Raw genomic sequence first — 16,570 nt, 5'->3', positions numbered from 1 at the left:
AAGGGAGGCGGCGGGGTCGGGGCCTTCTACAGGCCGGCGGCGGTGGCGAGGTCCGGGAGGAAGGAGCGGGGCGGGCCGAACAACTGGGCACTGCCGTGCGCCCGCTTGAAGTACAGCTGCGCATCGTGCTCCCAGGTGATCGCAATACCTCCGTGCAACTGGACGGCGTCGGCGGCGACCTGCTCGAACGCCTCGGAGCAGTACACCTTCGCGATCCGGGCGTCCTCGGCCGTCTGGGAGTGCGCCGCGGCATACGACATCGACCGGGCCGTCTCCACGAGGGCGTACATGTCCGCCATCCGGTGTTTGAGCGCCTGGAACGAGCCGATCGCGCGGCCGAACTGCTTGCGGGACTTCGTGTACTCCACCGTCTGCTCGAGTATCGCGGCAGCGGCGCCGACCTGCTCGGCGGACAACGCGATCATCCCCACCGACCGCAGCCTGTCCACGAGATCGTCGGGAGCGGTGAGACGCCGTCCCTCGGCACCCGAGAACGTGACCGTGGACAGTGACCGGGTCGGGTCGACCGTCGGTACCCGGCCGACCTCCACGCCGGGAGAGTCCGGAGCCACCTCGAACAGCCCGACGGAAGTCGGGACCAGTAGCACGTCCGCCACGTCGGCGCCGAGAACATAGTGCGCGGTGCCGGTGAGCGAGTTGCCGTCGGCGCGTACCCCGGTGCCGCTCCATCCCGACTCGTCGGCCCAGCAGACGGCGAGGACGGATTCACCCGCCGCGGTGGCAGGAAGCAACCGGGTGCAGGCGTCCTCGTCGCCGGACAGCAACAGGGTCTGCACCCCGAGGACGGCCGAGCCGAGCATCGGTGTCGGGGCGAGCCTGCGACCGAGTTCCTCCTGGACGACGTGGACCTCGAGCAGTCCGGCACCGACGCCGTCGTAGCGCTCCGGCACGGCCAGCGCCGCGACACCGATCTGTTCGGCCAGCCGGGTCCACAGTGTGTGGTCGTACCCGTCCTCGGCGGTGATCGCTCGGCGCACCGCCGCGGAGTCGGAGTGCTTGGACAGCAGATCTCGTACGGAGGCGCGTAGCGCCGCTCGCTCGGCGGTCTCGAATCGAGTGTCGGTGTTCACGAGGCCACCACCGCGTCCAGCACACGGTCGCGGTGCCACGACGGCGTGCCCCACGAGGTGACGAGGGCGCGTACCTTCGTCAGCCACAGCGACAGGTCGTGTTCCTGGGTGTACCCGACGGCTCCGTGCACCTGCAGTGCGATCCGACCGGCGCGGTAGGCGGCGTCGCCGCAGGCCACCTTGGCCGCCGACACGTCGCGCCCGGCGTCGGACGAGCCGTCCCGGACGGCGAGTGCGGCACCGTGCAGCAGCGGTCGGGACATCTCCAGCGCGACAGCAACTTCGGCGAGATGATGCTTGATCGCCTGGAACTGGCCGATTGCCCGGCCGAACTGCTTGCGCTGTTGCACGTATTCGGTGGACGTCTCCAGCATCGCCTGGCCGAGGCCCTGCAGCTGGGCTGCGGTGGCGAGGGCGCCCAGATCGAAGGCCGCGGCGGCGTCGGCCCGGCCGAGCGTCTCGGCGGCCGTCACGGGATGGAGGCGACGCGCCTGGTCCACCGAGGACCTCGCAGATCCCGCGGTCGCGACACCGACCGTGTCCCCGTCCAGGAGCAGGACGAGGTCGGCCACGTCCGCGTCGAGCGCGTAGGGCACCTCCGGGGGAGCGGCCACCGTCGTGAGTGATCCGGATGCCGCCGTGGACAACCGTTCCGGGGCGACCGCCGTGAGCAGTGCAGGTGCCACGGCGAGGGTTTCGGCCACCGGACCGGGGACGGCGTGGCGGCCCAGCTGTTCCACCGCGACGACGAGATCGATCGCGTCGGCGCCCAGCCCGTCGTGCTCCTCCGGAACGAGGAGACCGTTGACCCCGGTCTCCGCGAGCCGGTGCCAGACCTCGAGTCCCGGTGCGGTGTCGCCGGAGTTCCACGCCCGAATCACCGCCGGCATGTCCGCCTTGGTGAGCAGCGCGTCGATGCTGGACGCGAAGTCCTGGTGGGAGGAGTCGAGGGTGAATCTCATCGGTCCGCCTTCGGTAGGCCGAGCAGGCGCTCGGCGATCACGTTCTTCTGGATCTCGTTGGTACCGGCGTAGATCGGACCGGACAGCGAGAACAGGTATCCGTCCATCCATCCGCCGGCGAGTTCGGCCTCGGGCCCGAGCAGTTCGAGCGCCGTCTCGTGGGTGGCGATGTCCCACTCGGACCAGAAGACCTTGTTGATCGAGGATTCGGCACCCAGCTGCCCGCCGTCCGCGAGGCGGGTGACGGTGCCGAAGGTACTGAGCTGGTAGGCGCGCGCCCCGATCCAGGCATCGGCGACGCGACGTCCGCTCTCGGCGTCCCTGCTGCCGGCGGATCGGTACAGGTCGACCAGTCTGTCCACGGTGGCGAGGAATCGTCCGGGGCTGCGCAGCGACAGCCCGCGCTCGTTGCTCGCGGTGCTCATCGCGACCCGCCAGCCCTCGTTCACGGTGCCGATCACGCCGGACTCTCCGGGGGAATCCGGGTCGTCGGGGACGAAGACGTTCTCGAGGAAGATCTCGGCGAACCCGGGCTCGCCGTCGAGTTGGTCGATGGGACGGACGGTGACCCCTTCGGACCGCAGGTCGAACATGAAGTAGGTGATGCCCTTGTGGCGCGCTGCCTCGGGGTCCGACCGGAACAGGCCGAAACCCCAGTCCGCGAAGCTCGCTCGCGAGCTCCACGTCTTCTGGCCGTTGAGCAGCCAGCCGCCGTCGACGCGGGTGGCGGTGGCGCGCAGGCTCGCGAGGTCACTGCCGGACTCGGGTTCGGACCACGCCTGGGCCCAGATGTCGTCGGCACGGGCCATCCGCGGCAGGATCCGGGCCAACTGTTCCGGGTGTGCGTGTTCGAACAGGGTGGGTGCGAGCAGGAAGATGCCGTTCTGGCTCACCCGGCCTGGAGCCCCGGCACGGTAGTACTCCTCCTCGAACACGACCCACTGCAACAGGTTCGCGTCGCGGCCACCGAGCTCGGCGGGCCAGGACACCACGGACAGCCGGGCGTCGGCGAGCGTCCGTTCCCAGCCGCGGTGGGCTTCGAAACCCTCCGCGGTGTCCATCGAGGGCAGGGGTGTGGTGGGGACGTGTTCGGCGAGGAACGTACGCACCTCGTCGCGGAAGGCGAGGGTCGCGTCGTCGAATTCGAGGTCCACTTATCTGTCGCCTTCCTGCGTGCGTGCGCCGGCCGCCATGGACTTCGCGTCCTGTCCGCCGAGCGGGTCGGTGTCGACCTCGGCGTTGTGGGCGTGGGCGAAATGGTGCAGACCGAACACCGAGTCCATCCCGTTTCGCATCCCCATCTGGTCCTCGCACTGGTTGACGGCCTTCTTCGTCAGGGCCAGGCCGAGTCTGGGCATCTGTGCGATACGGCCGGCGATCGCGAAGGTCTCGGATTCGAGCTCGTCGCGCGGCACCACCCGGTTGACCATGCCCACCTCGTAGGCACGCTGTGCGGTGAAACGGTCACCGGTGAGCAGGATTTCCTTGGCGAAACGCGGTCCCAGCATCCAGGGATGCGCGAAGTACTCGACGCCGGGGATGCCCATACGTACGACCGGATCGGAGAAGAACGCGTCGTCGGAGGCGACGATCATGTCGCAGACCCACGCGAGCATGAGTCCGCCGGCGATACACGCTCCGTGCACCATCGCGACGGTCGGCTTGGGGATCTCCCGCCATCGGCGGCACATACCCAGGTAGACCTCCATCTCGCGGGCGAACCGCTGGTCCCCGCCGGGCTTGTCGACATGGTCCCACCACATCACGGCCTTGTTGTCGTAGTGCACGTGATGATCCCGGCCGGGAGTACCGATGTCGTGCCCGGCGCTGAAGTGCTTGCCGTTGCCGGCGAGGACGATCACCTTGACGTCGTCGTCCTCGACCGCTCGCTCGAATGCCGCATCGAGCGCGTAGGTCATCACCGAGTTCTGCGCGTTGCGGTAGTCGGGGCGGTTGAGTGTCACGACGGCGACGTGGTCGCGCACCTCGTAGGTGACGACGTCGGGTTCGTAGGGGATGGTCACGACTTCTCCTCACGCAAAACGTTTTTCAGAACTTTTCCGGAAGGGTTCCGGGGAAGCGATTCGACGAACCGCACCGAGCGCGGCACCTTGAAGTTGGCCAGCCGCTCCCGGCAGAAGGCGATGACCTCGTCCTCGCCCGCGGTGTGGCCGGGTTTGAGCACGATGTAGGCGCGACCCAACTCGCCCATGCGTTCGTCCGGAACACCGATGACGGCGGATTCGGCGACGGCGTCGAGCCGGGCGAGTTCGTTCTCGATCTCGGCGGGGTAGACGTTGAATCCGCCGGAGATGTACATGTCCTTCAGTCGGTCGGTGATGTCGAGATAGCCGCGTTCGTCGAGGGTGCCGATGTCACCGGTGTGCAACCAGCCGTCGGCATCGATCGCCTCGGCGGTGGCCTCCGGGTCGTCGAGGTAGCCGAGCATCATGTTCGGCCCGCGCGCCAGGATCTCGTCGTGCTCGCCGATCCGGACCTCGAATCCCGCGGTGGCACGGCCCGACGAGGTCGACACGGTTACCGGGTCGTCGTCCGTGCGGCACATGGTGATCACCACTGCCTCGGTCTGGCCGTAGGCCGTGATGACGGCGTCGAACCCGAGTTCGGACTGCATCCGCTCGACGAGGCGTACCGGCACCGCGGCGGCTCCGGTGATCGCCACGCGCAGGCTGGAGAGATCGAAGCGAGGGCGATCCGGGTGGTCGAGAACGGACTGGAAGATGGTCGGGGCCCCGGCGAGCACGCTGATCTTCTCCTCGGCGATCCCGGCCATCAGGGCGGGCACGTCGAAGACCGCCATAGGCACGATCGTGGCGCCGCGCAACACGCACACCACGATGCCGGCCTTGTACCCGAACGAATGGAAGAACGGATTGATGAGGAGGTAGTTGTCCTCGGCGACGACCTCGGCGCAGTCCGCCCACGCGTCGGCGATGTCGACGGTCTGCCGGTGTGCGGTCAATACTCCCTTGCTGCGCCCGGTCGTTCCGGACGTGAACAGGATGTCGCAGATGTCGTCCGGTGCCACCGCGCTCGCTCGGGCGTCGGCCTCGGCGAGGGTGGAGTCGTCGGCGAGCGCGAGGAAGTCCGGCAGGTCGAGCACACCGGCTGTCGGCTCGTCCCGGGCGTCACCGGGAACCCGGACGACCGTGGGGATCTCGAGCCGGGGGCCCGCCTCGCGCAGCCGGGTGTAGCGGTCGGTGCCGAGGAATGCGCCGACGACGACCAGCGCCCGGGCCGCGACGCGTTCGATGATGTCGAGGGCTTCGGCGCCGGTGTACCGGGTGTTGACCGGGACGACGACCGCCCCCGCGTAGTGCACTCCGAGCATCGCGATCACCCACTCGGCGGAGTTCGGCGCCCAGATCGCGACGCGGTCACCGGGCTGTACGCCGCGGGCGACGAGCGCTCCCGCGAAAACCCGGACACGCGCGTGCAGCTGTGCGAATGTCAGTCGGACGCCGTCGTCCACGATGGCGTCCCCGTCCGGAAACTCCCGTGCGGCGCGCACGAGTGCGGCGGGTGTGGTTCTCGGTTTCTCGCTCACTTCACTCCCTACCTACCTAGCAAGTGCTTGGTAGGTTATCTTACAAACGTGGACGAGAGCGAGAGCCGAGACGGACAGGTTGCGGACGAGAGTTTCGCCGCCGAGGTCAGGCAGTGGTTGGCCGAGAACCTCACGGGTGAGTTCGGAAAGTTGAAGGGCACCGGCGGGCCGGGCAGCGAGCACGAGTTCTTCGAGGAGCGGCTGGCGTGGGACCGGCACCTCGCCGCTGCGGGGTGGACCTGCCTCGGGTGGCCGGCCGAGCACGGCGGCCGCGGCGTGGGGATGGGCCAGCACGTGGCGTTCCACGAGGAGTACGCGAAGGCGAACGCGCCGGCGCGGGTCAGCCATGTCGGCGAGGAGTTGCTCGGGCCCACCCTCATCGCGTTCGGCACCGAGGAACAGAAGCGCCGCTTCCTCCCGGGCATCCGCAATGTCACCGAGCTGTGGGCGCAGGGCTACTCCGAACCCGGCGCCGGTTCCGATCTCGCCGGGGTGGCGACCACGGCGCGGCTCGCGGACGGCAAGTGGGTGATCAACGGCCAGAAGATCTGGACCTCGCTCGCCCACGTCGCCCAGTGGGCGTTCGTCCTGTGCCGCACCGAACCGGGATCGACCCGCCACCAAGGCCTGAGCTTCCTGCTCGTCCCGCTGGACCAGCCGGGTGTCACCGTCAGGCCGATTCAGCAGCTCACCGGGACGTCGGAGTTCAACGAGGTGTTCTTCGACGATGCGGTCACCGACGCGGATCTCGTGGTCGGCGAGCCCGGGGAGGGCTGGAAGGTGGCGATGGGGCTGCTCACCTTCGAGCGCGGCGTGTCCACGTTGGGTCAGCAGATCGGCTTCGCCCGAGAACTGCGCGGCATCGTGGATCTGGCGCGGGCCAACGGAGCGCATCGCGATCCGGCGATCCGCGAGCGCATCGCCCGCGCATACGTCGGCCTGCGGGTGATCCGCGCTCACGCGATGCGCACCCTCGACGCCGTCGATGCCGGTACCTCCGGAGGCGAGGCCTCGGTCGCGAAACTGTTGTGGGCCAACTGGCACCGAGACCTCGGAGCCCTGGCGATGGACGTGCGCGGTGCCGCGGGGCTCGTCGCGCCCGTGGCGGACTCGGCCGGAATACCCGGCGACGTGCGCGACCCGGAGCATCTCGAACTCGACGAATGGCAGCGGCTGTTCCTGTTCACCCGCGCCGACACCATCTACGGCGGATCCGACGAGATCCAGCGCAACATCATCTCCGAGCGCGTGCTCGGACTTCCGCGAGAGGCACGACCGTGACGCAATCGTCTCCCCTGTCCGTTCCACCCACCGAGCCCGAGGGGCACGGCCTGCTCGCCGGCAGAAAGGTCGTCGTCACGGCCGCGGCCGGCACCGGTATCGGTTTCGCCTCCGCCCGTCGGGCGCTGCTCGAGGGCGCCGACGTCCTGGTCTCGGACTGGCACGAGCGTCGGCTCGGCGAGACCAGGGAGAAGCTCGCCGCCGAGTTCCCGAACGCGAAGGTGGAGGCAATCGTGTGCGACGTCTCCAGCACCGAGCAGGTGGACGAACTGGTCTCCGGGGCGGCGGCCGCACTCGGCCGGATCGACGTCCTGGTGAACAATGCCGGCCTGGGTGGCGAGACCCCGCTCGTCGACATGACCGACGAGGAGTGGGATCGCGTCCTCGACATCACCTTGAACGGGACGTTCCGTGCGACCCGGGCCGCGCTGCGCTATTTCCGCGAGGCGCCGCACGGCGGCGTGATCGTCAACAACGCCTCCGTCCTGGGCTGGCGGGCGCAGCATTCGCAGGCTCACTACGCCGCTGCCAAGGCGGGCGTGATGGCACTGACCCGGTGCAGCGCGATCGAGGCCGCCGAGTACGGCGTCCGGATCAACGCCGTGGCGCCGTCCATCGCCCGGCACGCTTTCCTCGCGAAGGTGACCAGCGAGGAGTTGCTGGACAGCCTCGCGTCCCGGGAGGCGTTCGGCCGCGCCGCGGAGGTGTGGGAGATCGCGGCGACCATCGCGATGCTGGCCAGCGACTACTCCACCTACCTCACCGGAGAGGTGGTGTCGATCTCCTCGCAACGGGCCTGACCTGCAGAAAGCAAGCGCTTGGTAGATAGGATGGTGGCATGACTCCTCCGCGTGACAACGGTGACCGGCTCCGGACCGACAGCTCCAAGGGTGGTCGCCGAGCAGAACTGCGCGACCTCGCGGCGACGTTGTTCGCCGAGCGCGGCGTGCGTGCCACCACCGTGCGCGACATCGCCGACGCCGCCGGGATCCTCTCCGGAAGCCTTTACCACCATTTCGACTCCAAGGAGACGATCGTCGACGAGATCCTGCGGGGATTCCTCGACGACCTCTTCGCACGGTACCGCGAGATCGTGTCGGCCGGATGGGACAGCCGGACCACCCTCGAGGCGTTGGTGACGACGTCCTACGAGGCGATCGACGCCTCGCACGCGGCCGTCGCGATCTACCAGGACGAGGTCAAGCACCTCATCGACAACGACAGATTCTCGTACCTGCGGGACTACAACACCGAGTTCCGCACGCTGTGGGTCGGTGTCCTCGAATCGGGTGTCCGGGACGGGGGTTTCCGGGCGGACCTCGACGTCGAGCTCGTCTTCCGATTCCTGCGGGACACGGTCTGGGTGGCGGTCCGCTGGTACCGCCCGGGCGGATCGCTGACCGCGGACGCCGTCGCCAAGCAATATCTCGCCATCGTTCTCGACGGGCTCGCGAGCCCGTCGATCTCGACAACCTAGGAGTACTGCCATCATGACCGAGGTCTACATCGTCGACGCCGTTCGCACACCGGTGGGGAAGAAGAACGGCGGCCTGTCGCCGGTGCACCCGATCGATCTGGGTGCGCACGTCATCCGGGAGACGGTACGCCGCAGCGGGATCGGCCCGGAGAACGTGGACGACGTGATCTTCGGCTGTGTCGACGCCATCGGCGGCCAGGCGGGGAACATCGCACGGCTGGCCTGGCTGGCCGCGGGCTACCCGGAAGCAGTACCCGGGGTGACGGTGGATCGGCAGTGCGGGTCGAGCCAGCAGGCCGTGCACTTCGGGGCGCAGGCGATCCTCGCCGGCACCGCGGACGTCATCGTCACCGGCGGCGTGCAGAACATGAGCCGCATCCCGATCTCGTCGGCGATGGTGGTCGGCAAGCAGTACGGATTCGACACTCCGACATCCGGTTCGGAGGGCTGGACCCGGCGCTACGGCGACGAGGAGGTCTCCCAGTTCCGGGGCGCCGAGATGATCGCCGAGAAGTGGGACCTGTCGCGTGAGGAACTCGAGCGATGGGCTCTGCAGAGCCACCAGCGAGCCAAGTCTGCGATTGCCGAGGGGCGCTTCGAACGCGAGATCGTGCCGTTCGGGGACACCGCGGTGGACGAGGGACCGCGGGAGACGAGTCTGGAGAAGATGGCGTCGTTGCAGACGCTGGTCGAGGGCGGCCGGCTCACCGCCGCTGTGGCCAGCCAGATCTCGGACGGTGCCAGCGCGGTGACACTGGCGTCGGGCGAGGCGGTGGAGAAGTACGGACTGACCCCGCGCGCCCGCATCCATCACCTCAGCGCCCGCGGTGACGACCCCATCTTCATGCTCACCGCGCCGATCCCGGCCACCCGCCACGCGCTCGAGAAGACCGGAATGAGTATCGACGACTTCGACCTCGTCGAGATCAACGAGGCGTTCGCACCCGTCGTGCTCGCCTGGCTGAAGGAGACCGGCGCGGATCCGGCACGGGTCAACGTCAACGGCGGCGCCATCGCGCTCGGCCACCCGCTCGGTGCCACCGGCACCAAGCTGATGACCACCCTGCTGCACGAACTCGAGCGCACCGGTGGCCGCTGGGGCCTGCAGACCATCTGTGAGGGCGGCGGTACCGCCAATGTGACGATCATCGAGCGCGTCTGACTCACCCCACTCCACCCGACTCCACCGGACTCCACCGGACTCCACCCCGACTCACCCATCCCGCCCGAGTCCCCGCGCCTCCCCCTCCCTGGGTGACGGGACCATTCGACCGATCTGACGAGGCGAATGGACCCGTCACCCAGGGGTGGGGGATTCCTGCGCGGCGCCACCGCCGACGGTCAGGAGCCGGAGCGGGAGGAGACCAGACCCTCGAGGCCGTCGAGGATCCGTTCGAGGCCGAACCGGAAGGTCCGCCCGGGGTCGCTCGCGGCGTTGTACGTCGTGCCTGCAGTGGTGCCTACGCGCTCCGCGATCGGGTAGCGGTCGGCCGGCATCACCTCCGCGAGAATCGGCGCATTGATTTCCCACCAGCGTGCGTCGCTCATCCCCGATCGTTCCTGGATGCGCTGCATCTGGAGGGCCGCCCGGGCGCAGGAAGCGGTGAACCCGGTGATGGCTGCGACCGTCTGGTCCATCTCGATGTCGTCGAGGCCGAGACCTTCGATCAGCGCCAGTTGCCATTCGAACCGTTCGGATCCGTTCGGCCCCGGCGCGAACCGGAGGTCCCCGACATCGAGAAGCCAGGGGTGCCGCCGGTACTCGTCCCAGAGCGACTCGGCCATCGCGGCGAGCCGGTCGCGCAGGCCACCGGACGGCCCCGGTGGTTCGACCTCTCCCTCGACCTCGTCGACCATGAGGGCGACGAGGTCGTCCTTGCCCGGGACGTACGTGTAGAGGGTCATGACGCCGACGCCGAGGGCTTCGGCCAGTTTGCGCATCGACACCGCGGCCAGGCCCTCGCGGTCGGCGAGCGCGATACTCGCCCGTACCACCTCGTCCACGGTGATGCCCTGTCGGGGACCGCGCGCGCCGGCGGGCTCTCCGAGGGTGTGCCGCCAGAGGAGCCGCAGCAGGCGATCGGCCTCCTCGCTGGGCGACGGCTTCTTCGACATGGCCGCCATCCTAGATTCGTCCGGGTGAGGCTGCCGTACGGTGCGGCCGTACCGAGACGGTCAGCTCCGGCGCCGGAGCTCGAGGGTGAAACCCTCCGGCATCAGAGTGAGTCGTTCGGAGATCCGCAGCCGGTAGCCCGGGTCCGGGGTGAGAGTGTAACGCCGCAGGATCGTTCCGAGCACGAGAACAGCCTCGTGGATCGCGAACTGCCTTCCGATGCAGGCGCGTTCGCCGGTACCGAACGGCTTGTAGACGTGTGCGGGTCGGGCCCGCACACGCTCGGGCAGAAAGTTGTCGGGGTCGAACCGGTCCGGGTTCTCGCCCCACACCGAGTCCCGGTGCAGCCCAGGGATGAGGACCATCATCCATTCGCCGGCCCGCAGCGGGTACCGGCCGGCGAGGACGGTGTCCTCGCGGGCCTCCCGCGCGTACGCCGGCGCCGTGGGCCACAGGCGCAGTGCCTCGTCGAGGACGCGCCGGACGTACCGGAGCTTCGGTACCTGCGCGAACGTGGGCTCGTCGTCGCCCCACACCTCGTCCACCTCCGCGCGGGCCCGAGACAGGAACTCGGGGTGGCGGGCGAGGTAGTAGAGGGCGAAAGACAGTGCACCGGAGGTGGTTTCGTGTCCCGCGACGAGGAAGGTGACCACCTGATTGCGGATGTTGCGCTCGTCGAGCCGATGGGGGTCGTTCTCGCGGGAGGCCTTCGACATGAGTTCGAGCAGGTCGTTCGGGCGCGCTGCCGACGGATCGGCCTCGTACCCGTCCCGCCGTTCACGGATGACGGAGTCGACCACCTCGGCGAGATGGGCGAGCGCCTCCTCGTTGCGCCGTGTCGCTCTCGGGAACAGGTGACGGCCGATCACCGGAAGGGATGTGAGGGTACTCAGCTGCGCGTAGCTCAGTGCATCGACCATCGCTTCGACGAAGGGATGGGGTCGTTCCCGGCGGAACGAGTCGAACGAGTGGCTGAATCCGGTGCGCCCGATCGTCTCGAGCGTCAGCTTGGTCATGTCCCGGGAGACGTCGATCGGTTCGCCGAGACGAGAATCCCAGTGCGACGTCAGTTCTCCGGCGACTTCGGCCATCGTCGCGTGGTACGTACGCATCGCGCTCTGCGTGAACGCCGGACGCAGCAGATCGTGTGCCTTCGCCCAATTGGGCTCGTGGTTGTGGGCGGTGAACAGGCCGTCGCCTCCGATGTCCCGCAGCGCGGCGACGGCCGGCGAGACGTGTTTGGCGAAGCGGGATTCGTCGGAGAGTTCGGCAACGAGATCGGGGTCGGTGACCATCACGAACCGCGTCCCGAACACCACCCGTTCGAAGATCGGGCCGACCTGATCCGCAGTGCGCAGCGCTGCCTGGAGCGGGCGCTTCGTCGACAGGCCGAGGACGTCCCCCACGAGCGGAAGGCGCCGTGGCGGGTGGGGAATCGAGTCCGGGAGCCCGCCGTCCCGGAACGCTGTCGTGCCCATGTCTCGCCCCCGAATCCGGACCGTCGCCGTCGACGGTGTCTGTTACGCAACGTACGCCGCGAGACGGGAGTGTCAACCGTTTCCGGTCAGGTCTGCCGGACGGCCGGCGCGTCCGCGGAATCGTCGGAGGCGGCGGTGCCGCGCCGGGTGATGATCCAACCGAACACGGCGGCCACGGGGAACATCAGGACGCCGTACACCGCGGCGGGTACCGCCACCGTCACGTTCGCGAGCAGACTGACGGCGATGGTGATCGCCAGCGTGCTGTTGTGGATGCCGATCTCCATCGAGCAGGCGATCGACTGTCTGCTGGTGATGCCCAGACGCCGCGGGACGAAGTAGCCGATGCTCAGGCTCAGTACGCAGAAGATGAGGGTGATCAGCCCGACCGACGCGAGGTAGTCGGTGATGCTCTCGCGTTCTGCGAGCACGGTCCCGACGATGACGAGTGCGAGTACCGCGGCCGAGCCGATGCGGACCGGCTTGTCCATCGCTGCCGCGAAACCCGGACGCAGACGCCGGACCAGCACGCCGAGAGCCACCGGCACCAGCACGATCGCGAACACCTGGCTGACCTTCGAGAACTGCAGGCCGAGTGTGGCGCCGTCGTCCGGGTCGAAGTAGGCGAGCGCGAAGTTGGTGACCACCGGGAGCGTGACGACGGCGATGACCGAGTTGACCGCCGTGAGGGTCACGTTGAGGGCGACGTCGCCGTGGAAGAGATGGCTGAACAGATTGGCGGTGGTACCACCGGGGGAGGCGGCGAGCAGCATCATGCCGACGGCGAGGAGAGGATCCAGGCCGAAGAGCTTCACCAGGCCGAAGGCGATGACCGGCAGCAGCAGCAACTGGCATACGAGAGCGATCGTGACCGCCTTCGGGTGCCGGGCCACCCGCCCGAAATCGGCCACGGTCAGGGAGAGACCGAGACCGAACATGATGACGGCCAGTGCGATCGGAAGACCGACGGTGGCGAGAGCGGAATCCAAGGCGTCTCCTGGTGCTGGCTGCGGGGTGGTGCTGGCTGCGGAGTGGAGGGAGGCTACCGCACGGAACCTCCGCTTTGCCCGCTTTCGCGGGAAGCGGGCGGGAGGGCGGGAGGGGAGGTTGCCAATGTTGCTCGACCCTGGAACTCGGCGCGGGCCGGGTCTACCGTCGAAGGTATGTGCCGAAACATCACCGAACTGCGTGGGCTCGAGCCGGCGGCCACCGACGAGGAGATCGAGGCGGCCGCCAGGCAGTACGTCCGCAAGGTCAGCGGAATCCACACCCTGTCCGACAAGAATCGCGAACCGTTCGAACGGGCCGTCGCCGAGGTCGCCGAGGTGACGACGCGCCTGCTCGACGCGCTCCCGTCACGGCGACAGCCGCCCAAGACGGTGCCACCACTGAGAAGGCCGGAGGTTCGCGCCCGGGAGGCGGCCCGCGCGGCGGGCTAGGAGCTGCCGGCCGGGTCGCGGATCCCTGCCAGCTCGTGGATCAGCGGTGCCACCTCGGCGAAGCCCGTCGCTCCGAAATCCACGTAGTTCAGCCCCAGGCGCTCCCGGCGTTCGAGCAACTGTTCGGTGCACTCCTCGACGGTGCCCACGAGTAGCCCCGCCGACAGCACGTCGATGGTCGCGGCGGCCTCGTGCGTGAGTACGGGATGCCGATAGTCGTTGCACGGGACGAGCGCCATGAGTCGAACTCGGTCCGTGCATGCTGCCAGCGCGGCCAGGGCTGCGATCGAGTCCTGCCGCGAGGCCAGGAAGTGGTCCGACACCGACAGCGCGGTGAGCTCGCTCGCGTCGATGTGGCGGATCTTCTCGCGCCACCGCTCGATGTCGGGTTCGACGGGTGGGGCGTACAGCGCGGTCTTGACAGCTGCTCCGGTGACCGGCGGGTCCGATCGAGTCGGGATCACGCGATCCGGGAGGCGAAGGCATGGATGCTCGCGACGACATGGTCGAGTTCCTCGTCCGTCATGCCGTGACTCATCCCCAACGACATCCCCCGTTCGAATACGGCGTCCGCGTTCGGCAGGCCGGAATCCGGGATCCGATGCTCGATGCCCTTCATCATCGGGTGCCGGGTGATGTTGCCGCTCCACACCGTCCGTGTATCGATGCCGGCGGCTTCGAGCGATTCCTGGAGATCGCCCCGAGAGAACCCGGCCTGCTCCTTCACCAGTACGGGGTAGCACAGCCAGGCCGTGTGGAATCCGTCGAGCTGTCGGGGCAGTGAGAACAGCGACGGGTACGCGCCGAAGGCGGCGGACAGCGCCTCGAAGATCTCGGATCGCCGGGCGAAGTTGGCTGGGAGCTTCCGGAGTTGCTGGAGACCGAATGCTGCGCCGAGTTCGGAGGGTTCGAAGTTCCAGGGGAGGACGTCGAAGATGAAGTCGTTGTCGTAGGCAACTCCGTCGAGGTCCTCCCGGAAGACCCGGCCGCCACCGGCGGAACCGAACAGGTGAGGTTCGGATCGACGCCCCCACCGCCGGAGCATGAGGCCTTTGTCGCGCAGGGCCTCGTCGTCGAGGCACACCATGCCGCCGTTCCCGGCGCAGGTGATGATGTGCGCCATCGCGAAACTGGTGACGGTGATGTCCGACCGAGTCCCGGTCTTTGTTCCTCGGAGTGTCGTTCCGATGCAGTCGCAGGAGTCCTCGATCACCTTCAACCCGTGCCTGTCGGCGATTTCGCGGATGACATCCCAGTCCGGGGCGTTTCCCGCGAGGTTCGGGACGAGGATCGCTCCGGTATCGTCGGTGATCATCTCCTCGATCTTCGCTGTGTCGACGTTGTACGTGTCGGGTTCGACGTCGACGAAGACCGGGACCCAGCCTCCGCGGACGATCGGCGAGACGTCGGTGGAGAAGGTCAGTGGCGAAGTGATGACCTCGGATCCCTTGGGCAGGTCGAGAAGTTCGAGGGCGAGATAGATCGCCGAGGACCCGGAGTTGCACATCAAGCCGAGCTTCTTGCCGTAGAGGTCGGCGACCTTCTGCTCCATCTCGGCGACGTTCTTCCCGATCTTCAGTCCCAGTGGGCCACTGCGGAGCACGTCGAGGCAGGCATTGATCTCGGCGTCGTCGTGAACGCTGCGGGCATAGGTGACACGTGGGGACATCTGTTGTCGCTCCTCGGTGTGGAAGGTGACGGAAGGTGTGGAATGTGACGGAAGATGCTGAGGCAATAGTCGAATTGCTCACCGGCGAATCAGCGAATGGTCGCACCGGCATCGACCGGGAAGGCGACCCCGGTGACGTAGCGTGCGGCGTCGGAGATCAGGAACATCATCGCGTTGGTGACGTCCTCGGCGTCGATGCGTTCGACCGGAAGGCTGTTCACGAAGATCGACCGGAGGTCCGGTCGGCTGTCGAGCAGGGCGGGCAGGACGGACGAGTGGCCCTGTGGGGTGTCGACGCCGGTCGGCAGGATGGTGTTCACGCGGATGTTTCGGTCCGCGAGTTCCAGTGCGAGCGTGCGTGAGATGCCGATCAGCGCGTGCTTGGACGCCACATACGGCAGATAGAAGGGAAGGCCGACGACACTTCCCGTGGACCCGGTGATCACGATGTTTCCGCCGCCACCGGACACCAGGTGCGGTATCGCCACCGCGCAGGTGTTCCACACACCGGTGAGGTTGACGTCGAGGGTGGTGTTCCAGATCTCCGGTGTCACGTCCTCGAGCGGCTGCACCGAGCAGACCGACGCATTCGCGACGACGACGTCGAGCCGGCCGAACCGTGCGATCCCGTCCTCAACGACCTTGTGCAGGGCGTCCCGGTCGCGAACGTCGCATCGAGCCGCATGGATCGCGTGGCCGTGAGCCTCCACCTGTCGGACCGTCTCGGCGAGCCCGGCGTCGTCGCCCATGCGGTAGGGAACGACATCGATCTGTTCACAGATGTCGACGGCGATGACGTCTGCACCTTCGGCTGCCAATCGCACGGCGTGGCTCCGGCCCTGGCTCTGGGCCGCTCCGGTGACGAAAGCTACTTTTCCTGAGAGGGACACGAATCCCGCCTTTCCTGGATGATGGTGTCGACACGGGTACGGGATCGGGCCGACAATCGGGCCGCGCTGCGCCGGTCGAGAAGCTCGATCACCTGTCCCAGCGGATCCCGGTGATAGGTGACCCCGAAGGGGTACACACCGTCGCGGATGCCGCCCATCCAGATCGGCGATCCGGCTTCTTCGAGTGCGCGAGCGGCGAATTCGAGGTCGTCGACGACGAACCCGAGGTGGTGGATTCCTTCTTCCGACCACACCACCGAACCCGGACGGCCTGAAGCAGTTCGAGGTGAGGTGCCTTCCCGACCGACAGGCCGAGGCGTTGCGTCGGGTTCTGGTCGACGCCGTCGACACGGCAGGGAAAGGCGCTCTCGTCGAAGATCGTCACGGCTGTCCCGTACAGGCGCTCGACCTGCGTCGCGGCCCGCTCGATGTCGTCCACCACGACTCCGACATGGTGGAGTTGGTCGAATCGCATAGCTGAATCAAAGCTCCTGTATGAACGTTCAATCAACGGCCTCTCCCGCTGAGTGGGCGCGCCGTCGTGGCCGCGCCTTCGACGGCCCGGAGTGTGAAACAGTGTGCGGGAACTGATATTTGATTTC

Annotated in this window: 17 protein-coding genes; 5 read left to right on the top strand and 12 right to left on the bottom strand. The window is 67.9% G+C overall.

Annotated elements, in window-relative coordinates; all coding sequences use genetic code 11:
- Positions 1-26: 26 nt before the first annotated feature.
- Genes G4H71_RS07315 through G4H71_RS07295 form a run of 5 tightly spaced genes read right to left on the bottom strand, consistent with a single transcriptional unit; the run spans position 27 to position 5,621 of the window.
- Entirely contained in the window at positions 27-1,091 is a 1,065-nt protein-coding gene (locus G4H71_RS07315; protein WP_072736375.1) for an acyl-CoA dehydrogenase family protein, read from the bottom strand.
- Positions 1,088-2,053, bottom strand: a complete 966-nt coding sequence (locus G4H71_RS07310; protein ID WP_072736268.1) for an acyl-CoA dehydrogenase family protein — start codon at positions 2,051-2,053, stop codon at positions 1,088-1,090. Before G4H71_RS07310 ends, G4H71_RS07315 begins: the two co-directional genes overlap by 4 nt.
- Positions 2,050-3,207, bottom strand: coding sequence for an acyl-CoA dehydrogenase family protein (locus G4H71_RS07305; protein ID WP_072736267.1), 1,158 nt, complete (start codon positions 3,205-3,207; stop codon positions 2,050-2,052). The genes G4H71_RS07310 and G4H71_RS07305 overlap by 4 nt, the downstream gene beginning before the upstream one ends.
- Positions 3,208-4,077: an enoyl-CoA hydratase gene (locus G4H71_RS07300; RefSeq protein ID WP_072736266.1), complete on the bottom strand. Its 870-nt coding sequence runs from the start codon at positions 4,075-4,077 to the stop codon at positions 3,208-3,210.
- Entirely contained in the window at positions 4,074-5,621 is a 1,548-nt protein-coding gene (locus G4H71_RS07295; RefSeq protein WP_072736265.1) for a FadD3 family acyl-CoA ligase, read from the bottom strand. The genes G4H71_RS07300 and G4H71_RS07295 overlap by 4 nt, the downstream gene beginning before the upstream one ends.
- A gap of 48 nt (positions 5,622-5,669) precedes the next feature.
- Between G4H71_RS07295 and G4H71_RS07290 the strand changes: the two genes are divergently transcribed.
- From G4H71_RS07290 to G4H71_RS07275, 4 genes are read left to right on the top strand one after another with little or no spacing between them, the layout of a single operon-like run.
- Positions 5,670-6,902 carry an acyl-CoA dehydrogenase family protein gene (locus tag G4H71_RS07290; RefSeq protein WP_072736264.1) on the top strand — a complete coding sequence of 411 codons (1,233 nt, stop codon included), beginning with the start codon at positions 5,670-5,672 and terminating at the stop codon, positions 6,900-6,902.
- Complete coding sequence (locus tag G4H71_RS07285; protein WP_072736263.1) at positions 6,899-7,702, top strand: SDR family oxidoreductase; 804 nt, start codon at positions 6,899-6,901, stop codon at positions 7,700-7,702. The genes G4H71_RS07290 and G4H71_RS07285 overlap by 4 nt, the downstream gene beginning before the upstream one ends.
- A gap of 38 nt (positions 7,703-7,740) precedes the next feature.
- Complete coding sequence (locus tag G4H71_RS07280) at positions 7,741-8,379, top strand: TetR/AcrR family transcriptional regulator (protein WP_072736262.1); 639 nt, start codon at positions 7,741-7,743, stop codon at positions 8,377-8,379.
- Between the two features lie 13 nt (positions 8,380-8,392).
- Positions 8,393-9,541 carry an acetyl-CoA C-acetyltransferase gene (locus G4H71_RS07275; protein ID WP_072736261.1) on the top strand — a complete coding sequence of 383 codons (1,149 nt, stop codon included), beginning with the start codon at positions 8,393-8,395 and terminating at the stop codon, positions 9,539-9,541.
- 179 nt (positions 9,542-9,720) lie between these two features.
- Here the strand turns inward: G4H71_RS07275 and G4H71_RS07270 are convergent, their stop codons facing one another.
- From G4H71_RS07270 to G4H71_RS07260, 3 genes are all read right to left on the bottom strand, one after another.
- Positions 9,721-10,494, bottom strand: coding sequence for a TetR/AcrR family transcriptional regulator (locus G4H71_RS07270; protein ID WP_072736260.1), 774 nt, complete (start codon positions 10,492-10,494; stop codon positions 9,721-9,723).
- 60 nt (positions 10,495-10,554) lie between these two features.
- Entirely contained in the window at positions 10,555-11,970 is a 1,416-nt protein-coding gene (locus G4H71_RS07265; RefSeq protein WP_072736259.1) for a cytochrome P450, read from the bottom strand.
- A gap of 86 nt (positions 11,971-12,056) precedes the next feature.
- Entirely contained in the window at positions 12,057-12,959 is a 903-nt protein-coding gene (locus G4H71_RS07260) for a bile acid:sodium symporter family protein (protein WP_072736258.1), read from the bottom strand.
- A gap of 174 nt (positions 12,960-13,133) precedes the next feature.
- Here G4H71_RS07260 and G4H71_RS07255 point away from each other — a divergent pair, with 174 nt between their 5' ends.
- Positions 13,134-13,409, top strand: coding sequence for a DUF2277 domain-containing protein (locus G4H71_RS07255; RefSeq protein ID WP_072736257.1), 276 nt, complete (start codon positions 13,134-13,136; stop codon positions 13,407-13,409).
- Here G4H71_RS07255 and G4H71_RS07250 read toward each other — a convergent pair.
- The 4 genes from G4H71_RS07250 to G4H71_RS22565 all read right to left on the bottom strand — a co-directional run bounded on the left by G4H71_RS07250 (position 13,406) and on the right by G4H71_RS22565 (position 16,222).
- Positions 13,406-13,873, bottom strand: coding sequence for an LLM class flavin-dependent oxidoreductase (locus G4H71_RS07250; RefSeq protein ID WP_072736256.1), 468 nt, complete (start codon positions 13,871-13,873; stop codon positions 13,406-13,408). The genes G4H71_RS07255 and G4H71_RS07250 overlap by 4 nt on opposite strands.
- Entirely contained in the window at positions 13,870-15,078 is a 1,209-nt protein-coding gene (locus tag G4H71_RS07245; RefSeq protein ID WP_072736255.1) for a DegT/DnrJ/EryC1/StrS family aminotransferase, read from the bottom strand. The genes G4H71_RS07250 and G4H71_RS07245 overlap by 4 nt, the downstream gene beginning before the upstream one ends.
- 89 nt (positions 15,079-15,167) lie before the next feature.
- On the bottom strand, positions 15,168-15,968 hold the full coding sequence (locus G4H71_RS07240; RefSeq protein WP_072736254.1) for a mycofactocin-coupled SDR family oxidoreductase: 801 nt from the start codon (positions 15,966-15,968) through the stop codon (positions 15,168-15,170).
- Positions 15,947-16,222, bottom strand: a complete 276-nt coding sequence (locus tag G4H71_RS22565; protein ID WP_072736253.1) for a VOC family protein — start codon at positions 16,220-16,222, stop codon at positions 15,947-15,949. Before G4H71_RS22565 ends, G4H71_RS07240 begins: the two co-directional genes overlap by 22 nt.
- Positions 16,223-16,570 lie beyond the last annotated feature (348 nt).

The organism is Rhodococcus triatomae (assembly GCF_014217785.1).
In the GTDB taxonomy this organism is placed as follows: Bacteria; Actinomycetota; Actinomycetes; order Mycobacteriales; family Mycobacteriaceae; genus Rhodococcus_F; species Rhodococcus_F triatomae.
This window is presented reverse-complemented; position numbering and strand designations above follow the sequence as displayed.